Annotated in this window: 15 protein-coding genes and 5 pseudogenes; 11 read left to right on the top strand and 9 right to left on the bottom strand. The window is 59.1% G+C overall.

Annotated elements, in window-relative coordinates:
* Both J6497_RS12600 and J6497_RS12595 read right to left on the bottom strand, forming a co-directional pair.
* Positions 1 to 2,903: amino acid adenylation domain-containing protein (locus J6497_RS12600; protein ID WP_225704567.1), on the bottom strand; the 2,903-nt coding region annotated here is incomplete at its 3' end.
* Positions 2,904 to 3,264: 361 nt separating this feature from the next.
* Positions 3,265 to 3,663, bottom strand: coding sequence for a PLP-dependent aminotransferase family protein (locus tag J6497_RS12595; protein WP_225704566.1), 399 nt, complete (start codon positions 3,661 to 3,663; stop codon positions 3,265 to 3,267).
* Between the two features lie 557 nt (positions 3,664 to 4,220).
* On the opposite strand from J6497_RS12595, the pseudogene J6497_RS41925 reads away from it, so the two are divergent.
* The 3 genes and pseudogenes from J6497_RS41925 to J6497_RS41920 all read left to right on the top strand — a co-directional run.
* Positions 4,221 to 4,325: pseudogene (locus J6497_RS41925) on the top strand (tyrosinase family protein); the annotation flags it as partial.
* A gap of 25 nt (positions 4,326 to 4,350) precedes the next feature.
* Positions 4,351 to 4,623, top strand: a complete 273-nt coding sequence (locus tag J6497_RS12585) for a hypothetical protein (protein WP_225704586.1) — start codon at positions 4,351 to 4,353, stop codon at positions 4,621 to 4,623.
* Positions 4,624 to 4,725: 102 nt separating this feature from the next.
* Complete coding sequence (locus J6497_RS41920; protein WP_376708199.1) at positions 4,726 to 4,899, top strand: tyrosinase family protein; 174 nt, start codon at positions 4,726 to 4,728, stop codon at positions 4,897 to 4,899.
* A gap of 66 nt (positions 4,900 to 4,965) precedes the next feature.
* On the opposite strand, the pseudogene J6497_RS12575 reads toward J6497_RS41920, so the two are convergent.
* Positions 4,966 to 5,166: pseudogene (locus tag J6497_RS12575) on the bottom strand (IS630 family transposase); the annotation flags it as partial.
* 19 nt (positions 5,167 to 5,185) lie between these two features.
* On the opposite strand from J6497_RS12575, the gene J6497_RS12570 reads away from it, so the two are divergent.
* From J6497_RS12570 to J6497_RS12560, 3 genes are all read left to right on the top strand, one after another.
* The gene (locus tag J6497_RS12570; RefSeq protein WP_225704585.1) at positions 5,186 to 5,368 is read left to right on the top strand and encodes a hypothetical protein; all 183 of its coding nucleotides are present in this window, start codon (positions 5,186 to 5,188) and stop codon (positions 5,366 to 5,368) included.
* A 198-nt stretch (positions 5,369 to 5,566) separates the two neighbouring features.
* Positions 5,567 to 5,926, top strand: coding sequence for a helix-turn-helix domain-containing protein (locus J6497_RS12565; RefSeq protein ID WP_225704565.1), 360 nt, complete (start codon positions 5,567 to 5,569; stop codon positions 5,924 to 5,926).
* Between the two features lie 548 nt (positions 5,927 to 6,474).
* Positions 6,475 to 6,738 carry a hypothetical protein gene (locus J6497_RS12560; RefSeq protein ID WP_225704564.1) on the top strand — a complete coding sequence of 88 codons (264 nt, stop codon included), beginning with the start codon at positions 6,475 to 6,477 and terminating at the stop codon, positions 6,736 to 6,738.
* Positions 6,739 to 6,838: 100 nt separating this feature from the next.
* Here J6497_RS12560 and J6497_RS12555 read toward each other — a convergent pair whose 3' ends face one another.
* The 4 genes from J6497_RS12555 to J6497_RS12540 form a co-directional block, all read right to left on the bottom strand.
* Complete coding sequence (locus J6497_RS12555) at positions 6,839 to 7,882, bottom strand: GSU2403 family nucleotidyltransferase fold protein (RefSeq protein WP_225704563.1); 1,044 nt, start codon at positions 7,880 to 7,882, stop codon at positions 6,839 to 6,841.
* Between the two features lie 139 nt (positions 7,883 to 8,021).
* Positions 8,022 to 8,270, bottom strand: coding sequence for a hypothetical protein (locus J6497_RS12550; RefSeq protein WP_225704562.1), 249 nt, complete (start codon positions 8,268 to 8,270; stop codon positions 8,022 to 8,024).
* Between the two features lie 214 nt (positions 8,271 to 8,484).
* Complete coding sequence (locus J6497_RS12545; protein ID WP_225704561.1) at positions 8,485 to 8,646, bottom strand: hypothetical protein; 162 nt, start codon at positions 8,644 to 8,646, stop codon at positions 8,485 to 8,487.
* A gap of 231 nt (positions 8,647 to 8,877) precedes the next feature.
* Complete coding sequence (locus J6497_RS12540; protein WP_225704560.1) at positions 8,878 to 9,414, bottom strand: hypothetical protein; 537 nt, start codon at positions 9,412 to 9,414, stop codon at positions 8,878 to 8,880.
* Here J6497_RS12540 and J6497_RS12535 point away from each other — a divergent pair.
* From J6497_RS12535 to J6497_RS12520, 4 genes and pseudogenes are all read left to right on the top strand, one after another.
* Positions 9,319 to 9,525: pseudogene (locus J6497_RS12535) on the top strand (hypothetical protein); the annotation flags it as partial. The gene J6497_RS12540 and the pseudogene J6497_RS12535 overlap by 96 nt on opposite strands.
* Positions 9,526 to 9,893: 368 nt before the next feature.
* Positions 9,894 to 10,265, top strand: coding sequence for a type II toxin-antitoxin system RelE/ParE family toxin (locus J6497_RS12530; protein ID WP_225704559.1), 372 nt, complete (start codon positions 9,894 to 9,896; stop codon positions 10,263 to 10,265).
* Between the two features lie 55 nt (positions 10,266 to 10,320).
* Positions 10,321 to 10,629 (top strand): helix-turn-helix domain-containing protein, encoded by a 309-nt coding sequence (locus J6497_RS12525; protein ID WP_225704558.1) that lies wholly within the window; start codon positions 10,321 to 10,323, stop codon positions 10,627 to 10,629.
* 93 nt (positions 10,630 to 10,722) lie between these two features.
* The gene (locus J6497_RS12520) at positions 10,723 to 11,001 is read left to right on the top strand and encodes a hypothetical protein (protein ID WP_225704557.1); all 279 of its coding nucleotides are present in this window, start codon (positions 10,723 to 10,725) and stop codon (positions 10,999 to 11,001) included.
* 39 nt (positions 11,002 to 11,040) lie between these two features.
* Here the strand turns inward: J6497_RS12520 and J6497_RS12515 are convergent.
* Positions 11,041 to 11,343, bottom strand: a pseudogene (locus tag J6497_RS12515) (transposase); the annotation flags it as partial.
* A gap of 169 nt (positions 11,344 to 11,512) precedes the next feature.
* On the opposite strand from J6497_RS12515, the pseudogene J6497_RS12510 reads away from it, so the two are divergent.
* Positions 11,513 to 12,375 (top strand): annotated as a pseudogene (locus tag J6497_RS12510) (xanthine dehydrogenase).
* 262 nt (positions 12,376 to 12,637) lie between these two features.
* Here the strand turns inward: J6497_RS12510 and J6497_RS12505 are convergent.
* A complete protein-coding gene (locus J6497_RS12505; protein WP_225704556.1) occupies positions 12,638 to 13,963 on the bottom strand; it encodes a DUF3422 family protein in 1,326 nt (441 codons plus the stop codon).
* Positions 13,964 to 15,619: the final 1,656 nt, after the last annotated feature.

Raw genomic sequence — 15,619 nt, 5'->3', positions numbered from 1 at the left:
ATCTCGCCCGGCTCGATCCGGAAGCCGCGGATCTTCACCTGGTCGTCGTTGCGGCCCAAGAACGCCAGATTGCCGTCCGGCAGATAGCGCGCAAGGTCGCCGGTCTTGTACAGCCGGTCGCCTGCCACAAAGGGATTGGCGATGAACCGCTCCGCCGTCAGCTCCGGCTGGTTCAGATACCCCCGCGCGACCCCCGCCCCGCCGATGTAGAGCTCCCCGACCGCGCCAAACGGAACGGGCGCACCATGACCGTCGAGCAGGTACACACGCGTGTTCGCAATCGGACGCCCGATCGGGAGCCGGCGGAATGTCTCGTCAATCGCGGTGATCTCGCAGACCGTCGCAAAGGTCGCCGTCTCAGTTGAACCGTAGCAGTGCAAGAGATGTTGCGGTCGGCTCTGCCTTAAAACCCGTGCTACTGCCGCCACATCAACCGCGCCACCACCAACTAATAGCAATCGCAAACTCGCCAGCACCGGAACCAAATTATCGGCGCTCTGGCTAAACAGACCGGCTGTCAAATGCAGCACGGTAATGCCGTTCTGCTGAACAAACCCGCGCAAGACCTCGTGCTGCAGCACACCAATGTATGGAATCACAATCAGACGCGCACCGTGTAGTAGCGGCGCCCAGACTTCCAGCGTACTGATACTAAAGGCGGGATTGCCTACCCAGGCCACACGATCACTCGAGGTGAACTCCGCATACCCATTGTTGATCACGAGCCGGTTGACAGCACGATGAGGAACAGCAACCGCCTTAGGAACGCCGGTCGACCCGGAGGTGTACATCACGTAAGCGGCAGCCTCGGCGGTCAATGCCAGGCTAGGATCGGTATTACATCCTGCTCCAGCCATGATCGGCTCAATGCCCAAAACAGGAATCGCAACGTCAAGCTCGCCATCATTGTCAGTCGCTGTGAGCACCAGGCGCACGGCACAGTCGGCGATCATCCAGCTTTGTCGCCCAGATGGAAGACCGCGACCGATCGGCACATAAACCCCGCCCGCCTTCAGAACCGCGAGTTGCGCCACCACAAGGGCAATGGAGCGATCCAGCACTATCGCAACGCGATCCCCCGGCTTCACTCCGAGCGCGATCATATGATGCGCGAGGCGGTTGGCCCGCACATTGAGCTCGCCATAGCTTAAGCGCACGTCCGCTTGGATCACCGCCACCGCATCCGGCTCTTTCCGCACCTGCGCCTCGAACAGCTCATGGATGCACCGCTCCGCAGGATAGGGAGCCGCTGTCCGGTTCAGCTCCTCCAAAAGGTACGTGCGCTCATCGGACGACAAGAGGCCAATTCGTCCTACCGGCTGCTCCGCATCGGCCATCACAGCACATAACAAATTTTGCAAATGCTGCGTCATGCGGTCGATCTGCTTGGGCGCCAAGCGACCTGCATCAAAGTGCCATCGAAAGCTCCCTTCCAGAACGCAAACCTCAAACGTCAGCAAATCACCGGATAGGGGCGTCTCAAAACTCGGGCTTGACGCAAGATCACCAGCGGCAGACCCGCTATTTGCAGTAACCGTAACGCCAATCGGCCAGGGACGGCGCGATCGTAGCACCTCCGCACCCCGCAACGTCGGGTAGCGCGCAATAAGATCCCGCGCAAAGCTACCGTTCTCCCTCAGCTGAGCGCACTCGGCCGCCACCGCCCTGCGCACCTCTGCAAAATCATGACCGAGATCTACGATAATTTCCATTGGCACGACAGAAGCGACAAGCACCTCCACCGCTTTCGACCCGGCTCGCGATTTGATTGGTGCGGGTGTCCAACCCAATTGAAGCTCTGTTTCACCCGTGATGCGGGCGAGATAGACCAGTAAAGCACTCAGCAAGTACTCAGTGCGATCAACTGGCGGCAGCTCGGCCAAAGCACTTGGAATGAGCCATGAACTCGACTGCCATCTCGGGGGAGCCACAGCTTGTGGAGGCGACAGAAAAGGAAGCTGCAATATGTTAAATTGCTCAAGCCGCTGTCGCCAAAAACTCTCCCGAGGCGCCAACATTTCATGCGTAACAGTTATGCTCCGCGCCTCGTCATCGCTTAGAATCGGGAGGCGATCGCCTACATCGAGATCTGAGCGCCTCGCGAGCGCCCGCGCGTCCAGAGCCTGACCATCCGAGCTGCCAAACCAAACATCGACATCCTCTGTACCGGTCGCCACACGCCAGTGGCTGGGGTGGATTTCAACCAGGGACCCTGCCGGAAAACCCGAGCGTCCAGCCGCCGCCTCCAAGCACCTGACGGCGACAACGTCATCGGCTACAAGAGCCTTGGACAGACACAACGGATTGGAATGATACGGCCCAAAGTCTAAGGCGCGTGTCATCGCTGACAGAGCTTGCGCGGATCGATCCCATCGCAGACAGCCCGCAGCATCTGGGCGTCTACGTTTCGGAAAAACGCTTCGGTCCGCTAGCGCCTGCGGACGGCCACTGAGCTCTCCATTTGTTAGGCGAGTTAACAGCTCGCCGAAGCCCTCGATCGCGGCTTCATAACATTTGAGGTTCAGGGTTAACGCCGTATCACTGGGCGCAATCAAGACTTGGCGTTGCACCACCAGGTCACCAGTATCAACCCCACCATCGATACGATGCCACGTGATGCCATGTTCGGCTTCTTGGGCCAGAAGCGCCCAAGACGTCGCATGAACTCCCGCATATCGTGGCAACGGACCGTCGTGGTAGTTGAAGGCGCCTTGACGCACTCGCCCCAACACATCCGCCGGCAACATGAACGGATTTCCTACGGAAAATAGCCAGTCAACCGGTTCGGCCTTCAGCAAGCTTGATAGTTCTTCAACAGTCGCGACACACAGGATATTGGCGCGCGCCGCCCAATCCGAGAATATGGCGTCGGCACACAGCACCGCGCGGATGTCGTGGCCCATTTCCCTTGCAAGCTCAGCACACCTGATAGCTGGCCTACCACTACCAACAAAGACGGAAGAACCGATTGGTGAGGCTGCAGGTCGTTGCCCATCCCAATCGCCGAGTTCGCAACTTGATGAGGCCAACACACATGTGTCGTGATGTTCGTACCCCACGCTCATGACAAAACCTCCACGTGTGTGACGCGCGTGGCCAGCCGCCGCTTTCAACGGTCCCGCAATTAACCGCCGAACTCCACAAAACCCGCACAGGGACCCATACGATCTGCGACAATTAGCGGTCTACGTGGTCGCATGTGACGCGCCCGAGCGTTTGGCCAAGACACGCCGGCGTGCACCGGAGGAGACCGATGGGCCATCTTCACGCTCCCGCCGAGTCGTCGCGTAGCCTGGGCAATCCCGCCCGACCCGCCGCGCCACATAACGACCTAACCTTCTCAAACCAGTTGAGATGCTCGGGAGTAACCGCGCTGAATGCCAATCGGATCCGGCAGTCGTTATCCAATGCGAAGAAGCTCATCGGCATAACAATGACATTGTCACGCCTTGCGCACGCGTCCGCGGTGTCCGCGTCAACTCTGAAAGGAAGATCGAAAGACAGAGAGAAGTCGCCGGCAGGACGATTCCATCGAACCTGGTCCGGCAAAGGCGAAAACATATCGTCCGGCTGACACAACATGATGTCGCGATTTGCACGATACCAATCCAGCGCCGGCGGCAACATCATGGCACTGCTTTGGACCAATCGAGCAAGTTTCATCTGAACTCTTGGGCGGGGCTGCGAGACCGTGATGGTCGTAACGGATCCACCCCCATCTTAAGCAACCGACGTGCCAATGACGTTCTGCAAGTTTTTCCTGAAGAAACAATGCGCTTCTCGGCGCGCCGGCGGAATCCTGCCGACTTACTGTTGGGCTTGGGACATTGACGTCTTCAACCGGACACAGCTCAACACAACAACACGGACGGTCAGGTTGTCCTCTGGCCACAATGTAGTATAACCATCAATGCGCGTGTCACCGTCCGTCTTCTACTTCAACGAGATAGTGGGGCAAGGTCAATGTTGGCGAACGCATCACTTTCGCGACGGGAGGTTCTGACCGGAGGAGCTGCGCTTGCAGCTACCACGTACTTCCAACTCCTTCGAAGGCGGCAGCGAAATATCGCCGCTGGAATATTTCCGATCCCAATTGCCTGGCGCGTGATCGATAGCTACAAGAAGGCCATCACGGCTATGCTGGCCTTGCCGCCAACCGATGCGCGTAACTGGTATCGGTACGGCCTCATCCACACGATCGACTGTCCGCATGGCAATTGGTGCCCTTGCATCGCGCCTACATCGGGTGGTTCGAGCAGATCTGTCGGGAGCTCAGCGGTGATCCTGAATTTGCACTGCCGTATTGGGATTGGACGGCGGAGCCTCGCATCCCCAAGGTCATGTTCGAACATGTTCTCGACCCAAACAACGATGCGTTTCATCGCTTCGGCGGCCGACTTCAAAAAGCAGTTTCAGGATGCAATCGCCAATTCAAACTACTGGGCGATGACGAAGGATGCGGATGGCAACCCAAGTCCGTCGCCGCAGTACATCCAGATGCTCACCCGTTCGATTCTTTTCCCCGAAGGCCTGTGGTTCGACATTATTGATAGTCCAGCGGGGGCCCTGTTTTCTGACCGCGGCCATGCGCGCGGCCTCACGCAGCACAGCCCGATCTGGTGATCCCAAATAGACCCCTGAAAAGCAGTCGGTGCTCACAGCCGACGATTCTCGACGCGCTGGGACCACGCTATTTCATATCGTTTGGGGGCCCGAAAGCCCTAAATCACAGTTCATCCCCCGGCTTCGCTATTCTCGAGAGTCAACCGCATAACCTCGTGCACAACTGTTGGTGGCGCTTACAACGGCCTCGGCGGCTTCATGCAGGTCATCATGTCACCGACCAATCCCATCTTCTATCTTCGTCACGCCAATATGGACCGGCTATGGGACGTTTGACCCGATCCTCCCCGACGGGTATCCATGACAAGATGGACATCGAGGTCAGCGGAACAGCGGCCCATCGAGAAACTTGCGGAATTCGGCGGCGCGAATGCCGGGAATAGCATTTGCCGATGACATTCCCGGTCGCGATATCGAGGGCTGCGAAGAGCGAAGTCGTTCCGTGGCGGGTGTAGTCATGGCTGCGCCGCGCAGGCTGGCCGGCCGCATCGGCAGCATCGGCTGGCTGCGGTCGAGCGCCTGAATCTGGGACTTCTCGTCCACGTTCCAAGAATGCCACGCGTTGGAGCTCGCGCAGCATGCCGAAGAAAGCAGGCTGTCGGTCTCAAGCGTGCAGCGCATCTGGCGGGCCTTTGGGCTGCAGCTGATGGCGTGCGGATTGTTCCTGGGCGGGGATGCGGGCGAAGACTACTTCTGCAAGCCGGCAGTTCGGACATATTCGGCGAGAATCCTCGAAGAAGCTTGAATCGTACGTAGCGTCAGGTTGTACGATCTCAAAGAAGGTGTTCTCCGAGCTAGTTCCTGAGTCACAAGTTCGCAGCAATAGAGTCGTGCCGGAGTCCCGTCGAGTGTCGAAAGCTGGTGGCCCCAGTTTTGCCAGGCGCCTTCTTTGATTCCAGGCAGCAGCACCACAGATGTAGCTGCTCGAGCGGATTTGAGGAAGATGAAGAAGCACTCTCAGGAGGAGATTCTGTCGAAGCTCGTCCGAGCGGATGAGCTTGCACGAGCAGGCAATACCCAGGCGGAGATTTGCAAAGCGCTCGGGGTCAGCGTGATGACACTTCATCGTTGGCGGAAGCTGCCCTTGCATAAGAGTGATGCTGCGCTCGCGCAAAGTGCTGCGCTCGAGGATAGAATGATGTTACCCAACGCGCGAACGATGGATGACATGCCGCGTGTGTTGGAGGAGCTTACGCTCGAGAACCAACGGTTTCGAAAGATTGTCGCCGATCTCCTGCTGGAGAAGACGAGGCTGGAAGACGCTTTAGCGGCAGCTCTCCGCGCTGGTCAGGCAGGCAGCTAAGCCTGCCGAAATTCCTGAATCTGCCGTATGCGAGCGGCAACCATTAAGGCGAGGACGAAGGCTGAAGGCCTGGCGATGGGGCGCACGATCTCGTGGTCTCTCGTCACGGACCCGGCATTTAACATACTCCCGCTTGGGAACTTGCACCGCGAACGGCTGCCTTAGACGTGCTTCTTCGGCCCCGACAAGGGCTTGAAAAGAGTCTCCGGAAGATAACTAAACAGCTTCATCTATCGGTCCTTCAGCCGGCCGATTGAACCGCCACGCCCGCGCAACCGCAAGAATAAACGGAGGAGTTTCAGGGTGTTCTCCTTGATTTCCTCTGCTTCAGGAACTCTCTCGCCGCCTGTTCCATGATATCCCAAGCGGCCCGGAGCCGTCCGGCATCGCCGAATTCAAGTTTCTCGCCCACCCCCGCCGACAGCGGGTTTGGGCGCGCGGACGGTTAACGCCTAAAACCCGATTCCGGAAAATCACGAGATTCAGCTGACTTAGCCGAGGGTGCCGGCAGACGAGTCCTTGAAAAGCTGCACCAGCAAGTCTTTGACATGCCTGCGCTTTTTCAGATTCCGTTTGACGCGCTGCGCGGTTTGGGTTTCAGCTGGTCTCAGGCCCGAGGTCCCGGCGAGCGCGTCTTCTCTTCCGAAAGACGATCCCAACCGATCTTTGATCGATGTCAAGTCGCCAGCAGCCGCTGGGCCGCCGGCATTGCCGGCGGCCCAGATAGCGAAGCTGGTGGTGTGGGCGCTGGTGGTGCTGCTGCTGCGATGATGCTGGTGATGATGATCGTCGTCATGCCGACTATGGCGTGACCATCATGCCCACGAGCAGCAGCACCATGCTGATCATCATCATGGTGCCGCCGATGATCGGCACCGGCTATGCCGGCCTCGTTCTTGTCGAGCCTGACCCCTAGGCCCGCGCCGCAGTGTCTTTCTTAACGAAAAGCGGCGCCGCGCTGTCTACCACTTCTTTCGGGGGCATCCTTAGCTGCTCTGCGTCGAACGGCAGGTGAGTGAGATAGTTCGCGACCAGAGCACCCACGGCTTCGGCCTGTGCTGCATCTCGTTGGCGCTTGAGCGGCTCCCTGTCCGCACGACGGGACAACCAAAGCTTATGGGCGGCCCAAACCCGCGGATCTGGAGCGACGATGCGCGTCGGTTCGCCCCTTTCGTCGATAGCGACCGCCTCGAAAGCCGGAGAATTCTGCAGCCAATCGAGACCTTCGATTTGAACGGCAGTCAGGTCTTCGGGGTCTGAGCCGATCTTGTCCGGAGCCTTCCTCCAAGGAGGGCTCTGCATAGGCTTGATCAGATCGACGAGATAGCCGTCCCGGTTCACAGCTCGGAACGTCTGCTTGGCGCGTTCGAAGCTGGTGTCGACGCGTTGAAGTACCTTCAGGAGCGAAGACTCTGAGACGTCGTCGTCCGCCACGAACGTAAGGCCGCCGCGCGCATCGAACAGAAGATCGATGTCTTCCGTCGTGGCCAGGCCTGGATCGATCCTGACGCCGGAAGAAGCTTCATAACCGTAGATCGCGTTCGTTCCGAGAATCCGAATGCCGGAGCCCAACATCCCAAAGCCGTCGAGAGCTCGCATGATCCGAGCTCCGATCAGGGGTACGCGACCCAGGCCGAGTGCACGATTGACCGCGGATTGCCGCTCCATCGTGTCACGCAGGTTCTTCAATCGGGCTTGCGCCGCAGCGCGCTTAGCCTCGAAGTCGGTCTTCATTTTTTCGGTTTCGGCAGAGCGCGCCCCGAGTGAGCTTTGCTTCCGGAGGCCGGCCTTGTCGTAGTAGCTCCGGGCGAGGTATTCGTGGCCTTTGGACTCCACCCAGGTCAGGGAACCACGATGCGCGTCGCACGCCTCCTTGGCGTCCCGCAGGGCCTGAAAGCGCTGCTGGCTGTTGACCACCTCGCGGCGCTGATCATTATTAAGCTCTTGAAAATCCATGGTTTCAACACTTAGGGCTGATATGGGTCGTTACTGTTGAAACCGTATTTAGCATTTATAATCAATGGTTTCAACAGTTTCGTCTAGATTCAGGCCAAACTGTTGAAACCGGGAACTTTTGGCTACCTGCGGCGGCCATTCATGCCGCCTTGGAGCCGAAGTTGAAGTGGGCGTTCGGCGAACCCGAATGGGTAGGCACCGCCGAGAAACCCATGGCCAGTGCGGCTGCGATCGGCATGCCGTTTGCCACATAGTCGCCCGTCGCTCGCTCAGCATCGTGCTTCAGCCCGTAGCTGCCCCTCTTGCGGTTGATCGTCTTGCGACGCGGATACCTCGAAAGGAACTCGACTGCGCGAATGAACTCGGCGATGGCTTGGTCGTCCAGCATCTCCGCCCGGCTCGTCTGGAAACGCGCATCGGCTCCTCGACGGTCTCGTCGCGGTCGCCGGACGACCTGTATCCGAACCGGCTGTGAGCGGGCTCTAGATCCATCGCCCGCCGAACGCCCGATTTGGCAAGCGAACGCGTCAAGCTGTCGGGCGGCGCCTCAAACGAGTGCTCGCGCAAATAGCCAAGAAATGCGGCTTCGTCGGCGCCGACTTCTACTGGGCCGGCGGCCAGAGCGGCGCGCATGGCGCGTTGGTGCGCCAGCCGAGACCGCGCGCAAGCGCCTCGACCCTATGGGACGACTTGACATCGGGAAGCGCCGTCCGAAGGACGGCCTTGATATGCTCAACATCGGTGATCGTGATGGTCAACTTCATCTTCGATCCTCGGTAGGGCACGGGGTTCGCCGATTACGCCACATGCCCGGATCCAAAAGGATCGGCGATGGTGGTCGAGAAGGATGAAGCCGTTTGACCCGGCGACAGGTCGGAGGTGGCGAACCCGACTCGTTGCTACCAAATCTAAAGCTTTCCGGCAACAAGACATGGAACGGCAATGCTCGTTAGGGACGTGTGCCGTCTTGATGGTCGGCCTTGAACGAGACCGGACTACCCCGTCAAGTCGAAGAAACGCTCCAACGCTTGGCGATCGATTTCCGCCTCCGCCCGCTCGACGTCTCGATCCAATTGATAGATGAGGTCGGCCAACTGTCGATCGTCCAGCAAAGGCACTAAATCGACCGCTTCGTTTTCGATCACCAGCAGCGGGACGCCTTCATCGTAGAGCTTGAAAGCTTCCGTCAGATGCTTTGGCAGCCACCGTTCATACTCGGAGAGATCGACTCGGAAAGCGCCGTCGTACTTTCTGCGAGCACAACGGCTACGCAGGAGTTCCTGATAGTCCTCGACCCGCTTCGCTCGGGCTCTAGCCAGACGCGCCTGCTTGGAGACGCCACTCCTGAATTCGCGGAGCGCACCTAGCTCGGCCGTTGCGGCGCATCCTCCAAAGGCGACGTATCCTCCATTGCGTGCAAGATAACCGCGCTTCTCGGCTATCCTTGGCTCGAGATCGAATGCTCGCGTTGCAGGACGCTCCGCGACGTCGACCTTGCGGCGCTGTCGCACGTTTCCACGACCTTCGTTCATGACCTGGTCGGCAGGCTTCGGTGCAGCAAGTGTGCTAAGGTCGGCGGTCGGGCGGCTGCCACGCTGTTGCAATTGACGCAGCGCCCCCGCCACGCGCCGCCGGAGGACTGAGGATGTGCAATCTGTACTATGCCGACTTCTGGATTATGCCGACCATTGGCTCAAAACGGGCTCTGGCGGCGGCGATCGCTGCGTTGGAGTCGGCATATCGAGGGATGGTCGCAGGACGCCTCAGCGGAGGTAGCGCTTGAGCTGGCCGGCGCGTCGACGCGGAAGCTCGGGAAATCTCCGAGGCGCTGCGGGAGTTCATCGAGACCCACATCGGCCGGCCGATCGGCGTGCAATTGGCCCTTCCGCTCCGCAGTGCATAATACGCCGCCCCGCCATGCCGGTGCCGGCATTAAATAGCTGATTTTGTTTGAGAAAATAATTTTCGCGCCCCCTTGAAACTACTACGTGTTTCCCGTAGTTATAGGGGTATGCAAACGGTCATCCGCACCCCGACCTTTCTAGCCGACGCCAAAGGCGCGGGTCTGTCCGACAACGAACAGGATCACATCGTCGCCGAGATTTCCAAGAATCCGCTCATTGGCGATATCATGGAAGGTACCGGCGGCTGCCGCAAGGTTCGCTTCGCCGGCAGAGGGAGAGGCAAAAGCGGAGGCTATCGAACGGTACACTACTTTGCGGGTGATGACGTTCCCGTCCTGCTGTTGGCTCTGATCAACAAGGGCGAGCGCGCCAATCTAAGCAAGGCAGAACGAAACGCATTGCGTGTCGAGTTGGAACGTTACGCGGACGACTACAGGAAGGGAGTTGCAGCGAAGGTTGCTGAAATGCGCAAGGGTTAGCTGGGTGTGCGTTTTGAATGTTTGAATGTGTGCATGTGTGAATGGAGAGACAGTGATGAGCACCCTGGGTAAGAGGTTGATCAAGGCCGCGAAGGAAGGCCGCGCGATCGCGCGTGGCGAGGCCGACCCCGCAACCTACAAGGTCTTCGTACCCGCGAAGATCGACGTGAAGGCGATCCGACGCAGGACTGGCCTAACGCAGGAAGAGTTCAGCATGCGCTATGCTATTAGCGTGTCGAGCTTGCGCGATTGGGAGCAAGGCCGGTTCTCGCCGGACCCTACTGCGCGCGCGTATTTGACGGTTATCGATCGCGACCATGAGGCCGTAGAAAAGGCCCTCACCCGCGAGCCGGAAGCGGCATAACCCAACGCGATCACCGAGATTTGCAACATCGTCGCCATCGGTGACAATGTTGCACGTCGGTCCTGACTCATGCTCCCGAGCAGAGGGACGGCAATGACCGATCTACGACCATACCACGAACGCCAGTCCGCGCCGCTGAGCGCAGGGGCTCGGTTCATTCGCGGCTTTACTCGGATTGGTGCGGTGGTGGCCGTGCTCATCGGATTGGTCGGCGCATCGGCCTCGATCATGAGCGCTGTCAGCACTTTCAACTCTGCTACGGATCGTCGAAGTGCCGAGTGCATCGCCCGACTTGCCCGCGCTGGCTGGACATTCAAAAAGAAATACGAGTACGGCAGCGCCTCGACTACAGAGCTGGTCCCGGTTGTCTGAACAGCATCTCCGCGTCGATAAGTGGAGCATCCACCGGGGTTAGGCTGCCACGCGGAGCGGCAGCGAGTTGAAGTAGGCTTGATCCGGCGTGCCGCTGTCAAGGCTCGAGTGTGGGCGCCGGCCATTGTAAAAGTCGAGGTATCGGCCGATCGAGGCGCGGGCGTCGGACACGCTGTCGTAGGCGCGCAGATAGACCTCCTCATATTTGACGCTGCGCCACAGCCGCTCGACGAACACGTTGTCGCGCCAGGCGCCCTTGCCGTCCATGCTGATCGCAATGCCGTTGTTGGCGCGCACGCCGGTGAACGCGGCGCCCATGAACTGCGAGCCCTGGTCGGTGTCGTCGACCTGAGTTTGTGATACCCGCGACCATTAAGCACGACATTTTGGAATATACGGCTGCACTGTCGAGTCTAGAACGAACTATCTGCTTCTTTTGAACTTGAACCCATTTTCGCGATTGGCGCGGTGCTTGCTAGGGATCTCTCGCTAACGCGAGGCTCGTCCGCCCATGAAAGTCGCCGCTATCGCCCGGCATCCGCGGGCACCAAGGCCTTTTACGCTAGTGCTTGGAACGGACGAAATCGCTTCCGCCATCGCGACGAAGCTGACCGAAGCGACGTTTGCAGTCGTGATGAGCCACGACGCCTTTCCGCCGGTTATGCGCCGCGGCATGTCATTCCATGGCTCGCTGTTCGACGAGTTGTGCGAAGTTGACGGCGTTGTGGGCGAACGGGCCGATACATTAAGGGAGATCGCACGCATTCACGCGGAACCGCACAAGGTTGCGGTGACCGAAATGCACCTCACTGAGATAATGGGCTTGCGTTCACCTTTGGTCATTGTCGATTCACGCATGCAGAAGCATCGGGTCACACCCGACCTCCGCGGCGTCGCACGCTTTACTGTGGGCGTTGGGCCTAGGTTCGAGGTAGGCATCAACTGCGATATCGCCATAGAAACCCATCCGGTGGAGACCGGTGCAATCGTCTCGCGAGGCATCACCAAAATGGCGGACGGCCGAGCCGCGAGCTCGGCGGTGTGGGACGCGAGCGGTTCGCTTATTCAGACCGCGACGGTGTCAGGCACACACCGCTCGATATTGGCACCCAGGTGTACAAAGGCCAGCAGCTTGGTTCTCTCGGCGACAAGCCGGTACGGGCACCAGTCGATGGAGTGCTACGCGGCATTGTGCGGGACGGCTCGCGCGTGCCAGCTCGCGTAAAATTGCTGGAGATCGATCCGCGCGGACGCGAGGCCTGTTGGACCGGCATGGATGAACGCGGACGAGCCATCGGATCCGCTGTCCTCACCACCCTCGAGAAACTCATGCCAGCTGATCGGGCGATCGGTCCACTTTCCGCCAATGATTAAAGAGGGATGTTCTCATGAGAACCGTTGAAGCTGACGCCTGCGGCCCAAGAGGCAGAAGCGCTCAACACAACAAGTCGAGGGGCGCTTTTCTTCTTCAACTGCCTTCAGGACCGCGATCTGAAGAGAACATTAGTCATGCGATCAGATCGGCTCGTCAAATAGGGACAGCGGCTGACCTTCTGCAAAAGACGCCGTTTCGCTGGATCTTGCTGGTGTCTTTGCGAGCTTTTGGCACAAATGTCGTGATCTTGCTTAAGGCACTTTAGTCGCGAGCCCTGAACGGCGCCTCGTCGGTCTTGAGGTGTCGCTTCCTGACATTGTGACTGACTAGCCAGATTACGCCGACCGCGATCGGCACGAAGGCTGCGGTTACGAACGAGGGGTCGACGCGCAGTCCGACTTCCTGCGCGCCCTTGGCGAGGTAGCCGAACAGGCTGACCACATAATATCCGATAGCCGCGACCGACAATCCCTCGACCGTGCTCTGCAGTCGGAGCTGCTGTCTCGTGCGCTCGTTGATTGACCGCAATAGGTCACGATTCTGTTGCTCGATTTCGACATCGACACGTGTTCGCAACAGGTCGGCGGCCCGCGCCAGCTTGGCCGATAGATTTGCCTGACGTTCCTCCATCGTCGCGCAGGTTCGTATCGCCGGCGCCATGCGGCGCGCCAGAAACGACGACCAGGTCGGGTAACCCGCGACATCGTCGCCTTCAATGATGGACAGTCGCGATTGCACCAGCTCGTTATAGGCTCTGCTGGCACCGAAGCGGAATAGACTGCCGGCCACACCTCTTTCGAAGGAGACGGCTAACGCCGTCAGTTCGTCAAGCAGGTGGTTGTTGACCTTTAGCCCCTCCGCGCCTTTCATCTCCTCAAGCACTTCAACGAGACGGCGATCGATACGATCGACAGACGGCGCAAGCTCAAGCGCTGACGACAGACCAAGCAGCGCCAACGGACGGTAGGTCTCGATTTCTAGGAGACGTTGCACCAGTGCGCCGAGATCGTACGGCGTCAATCCGAGATCGCAGACCAGAATTCTGCTGAAACCTTTCTCGTCCACGCGAAAGTCCGAGGCCACAACCCCTGCGTCGCCCTTCACCGTGACCATCGCTAAGCTGCTCTTGTCAAAAATCTGGTCGGCGCGTTCGGTTGCAGAAGCGCATCGTTCCACCTCCAATTTGATTGCGACCAGTAATTGTCCGGCCTGCGACAACTCACAGATCAACGATTTAGCGGTATCATCGACATCGCCGAATTGGCGAGCGGCAGAATTATTCGCGGTACTCCAGATCCATGTGAAGGTTGCAAATTCCGAGTGTTGCTCCCAGCGAAGCAGCACTGGCCCGATCCCCACCTGATGATGTTTCGCGGGCGGCTCCGGCGGCGGAAGCTTGTGCCTCCGGCAGAAATCGACGAAGCGGCGGCGATCGCACGCAGCCGGCTCGCCCTGCGCGAGAAACACGAAGCGGACCAGGCCAAGTGATGAAACAAGGCCGGTGAATGGGCGCGCATGCACTTCGGCGAGCACGGCCTCGCGCTCCGGATGCAGCTTGAATAATCCCAAATCCAATTCGTCGATCATGTAGTGACACCTCACTTCGGAATAAGCCAGCAATCATCGTGGCGTGCGGCCGCGTCCAGTCGTTGCCCGGATCGACTTGGACACGGTTGTCGGCTCCCGAGTCGAGCGGAAATCGCCTACCATCGAAGAGGTGGCGCGCGCAGGTAATAATGCAGCCGACGCCCATAGCAGACGGCGAACGGCGATCGCATTGCCACTTGGCAGATCGCGACTCAAACGCACCTCCATTCTGTCGTCCTCGGTTGTCTTCTCTCGCACGTGCGCGCGGTGCAGGATTTGGGCCAGTGCGATGCGGAGGAACGCTGCCAGCTTTTCGAGACCAATGTCACGTTTGCAAACTACTTGGCGGGTTACAGACATCAGGCACGTTTGCGTTCGGACAGGAGCACGCGACGCAGGCAGCCGGATCTGCGCGCTTCCGCAATCCACCCCCAACGCTTCCGCCCTGCACATTTTGGGCGGTCTCTTGCTCCAAGCGCTGACATGGCCGTGAAGCGCCACCGGGGCATCGCCCAGTCACATGCAAGACCTGTGGGATGTCCCTGCTAGGGTTCACCCAGGAGCATTTGGTGGCCCTGGTGGCAATCCGGGGCTGCTGAGCTGCGGCCGAATATTTGAAGCCGAAACACAGTGTCTCCGCCTTCCGTCCACCTGATGGGGTTGACCCTCGCGCGCGCGGGCCTCATCAGGCGCCAGCCCGGCTCGCCGCGCCGCATCGAAGTGCTGGTCCCTGCTGAGCAGCTACCCGTCTTGGAAATCCCAAACCAATCAGTCAAAACCTCTGTGTCGAGGTACTAGTGACCAAGCTGGCAATCACCCAAAATTTGTCTCAACGCGCGCGTATTGGGCGAGCCTTTCGTTCCCTCCTACGCGGTGAGCGCACCGACGAGGATCATGGCGAGAGCCACTATTGGAGCCTTACGCAGCAAGGCCGTGACTTACGGTCAGGATTTTGATCGGTGTAAATCCGGCACGTCGACCTTTGGTCGTCCGGTCTAGCGCGAATTATGCTGGAAGCAGAAGCTGGGGGGCAGGTATCATTTAGGAGGCGCCCGACCGAATTTCCCGTGACGTGACGGATTTACCGGCTCTACAGATGGTAGCGCGGGTGCTACACTTTCCCCACGCCAGCCGAACCTGCAGTACCTTACCCACTCTTTCGCATGAGGGAGTTTCATCGGCTCCACGCTCGTACCCAGTTGAGAGAGGGGGATATTGAAAGACCCACGTTTCAGGTTGCTTCGACGCCCAGAGTGAATGCCGCCCGCTTGCAGGCGCGCGCCGCTCGACAAGTGCCCTCGCCGCGCGCTCCGCGGCGTGCGCGGAGCGAAAATGACCGCCATCAAGGCTGTCAAAAGTGCGCTCTGATGAGAAGAAACGAAAGCCGCGTTCTTCGCGGACGATGATGCCAGCGGTTCGATTCGATACTTCGATGACGTAGGCTTGGGACATGAGTGCTCAATCGCCGAACCTCGGCGCTCCTGTCTGATTGTCGATTGTTTGGATTTGTCAGTACGATCAACAACAGACGCCGGTCACCGCCGAGACGCCGCGATGGGGCATGCAGCTTCGCATGTCGCGCATCACACTTCGATCATTCGTTCTCATTGCGGTGCCCCTGAGAAGCACATCCGGCCGATAGCGGAATATCTGCCG

Origin of the sequence: Bradyrhizobium cenepequi, assembly GCF_020329485.1 — a bacterium.
GTDB lineage: Bacteria > Pseudomonadota > Alphaproteobacteria > Rhizobiales > Xanthobacteraceae > Bradyrhizobium > Bradyrhizobium cenepequi.
The sequence above is the reverse complement of the archived record's forward strand: the minus strand, read 5'-3'. Positions and strand labels throughout refer to the sequence as shown.

Bases quoted from the DNA above. Each gene is read 5' to 3' on its own strand.
- J6497_RS12585 (WP_225704586.1), top strand. From the start codon at position 4,351: ATGTTCTCGACCCAAACAACGATGCGTTTCATCGCTTCGGCGGCCGAC.
- J6497_RS12525 (WP_225704558.1), top strand. From the start codon at position 10,321: ATGAGCACCCTGGGTAAGAGGTTGATCAAGGCCGCGAAGGAAGGCCGC.
- J6497_RS12520 (WP_225704557.1), top strand. From the start codon at position 10,723: ATGACCGATCTACGACCATACCACGAACGCCAGTCCGCGCCGCTGAGC.
- J6497_RS12550 (WP_225704562.1), bottom strand. From the start codon at position 8,270: ATGCTGGACGACCAAGCCATCGCCGAGTTCATTCGCGCAGTCGAGTTC.
- J6497_RS12555 (WP_225704563.1), bottom strand. From the start codon at position 7,882: ATGGATTTTCAAGAGCTTAATAATGATCAGCGCCGCGAGGTGGTCAAC.
- J6497_RS12565 (WP_225704565.1), top strand. From the start codon at position 5,567: ATGAAGAAGCACTCTCAGGAGGAGATTCTGTCGAAGCTCGTCCGAGCG.
- J6497_RS12560 (WP_225704564.1), top strand. From the start codon at position 6,475: ATGCCTGCGCTTTTTCAGATTCCGTTTGACGCGCTGCGCGGTTTGGGT.
- J6497_RS12540 (WP_225704560.1), bottom strand. From the start codon at position 9,414: ATGAACGAAGGTCGTGGAAACGTGCGACAGCGCCGCAAGGTCGACGTC.
- J6497_RS12595 (WP_225704566.1), bottom strand. From the start codon at position 3,663: ATGAAACTTGCTCGATTGGTCCAAAGCAGTGCCATGATGTTGCCGCCG.
- J6497_RS12505 (WP_225704556.1), bottom strand. From the start codon at position 13,963: ATGATCGACGAATTGGATTTGGGATTATTCAAGCTGCATCCGGAGCGC.
- J6497_RS12545 (WP_225704561.1), bottom strand. From the start codon at position 8,646: ATGAAGTTGACCATCACGATCACCGATGTTGAGCATATCAAGGCCGTC.
- J6497_RS12530 (WP_225704559.1), top strand. From the start codon at position 9,894: ATGCAAACGGTCATCCGCACCCCGACCTTTCTAGCCGACGCCAAAGGC.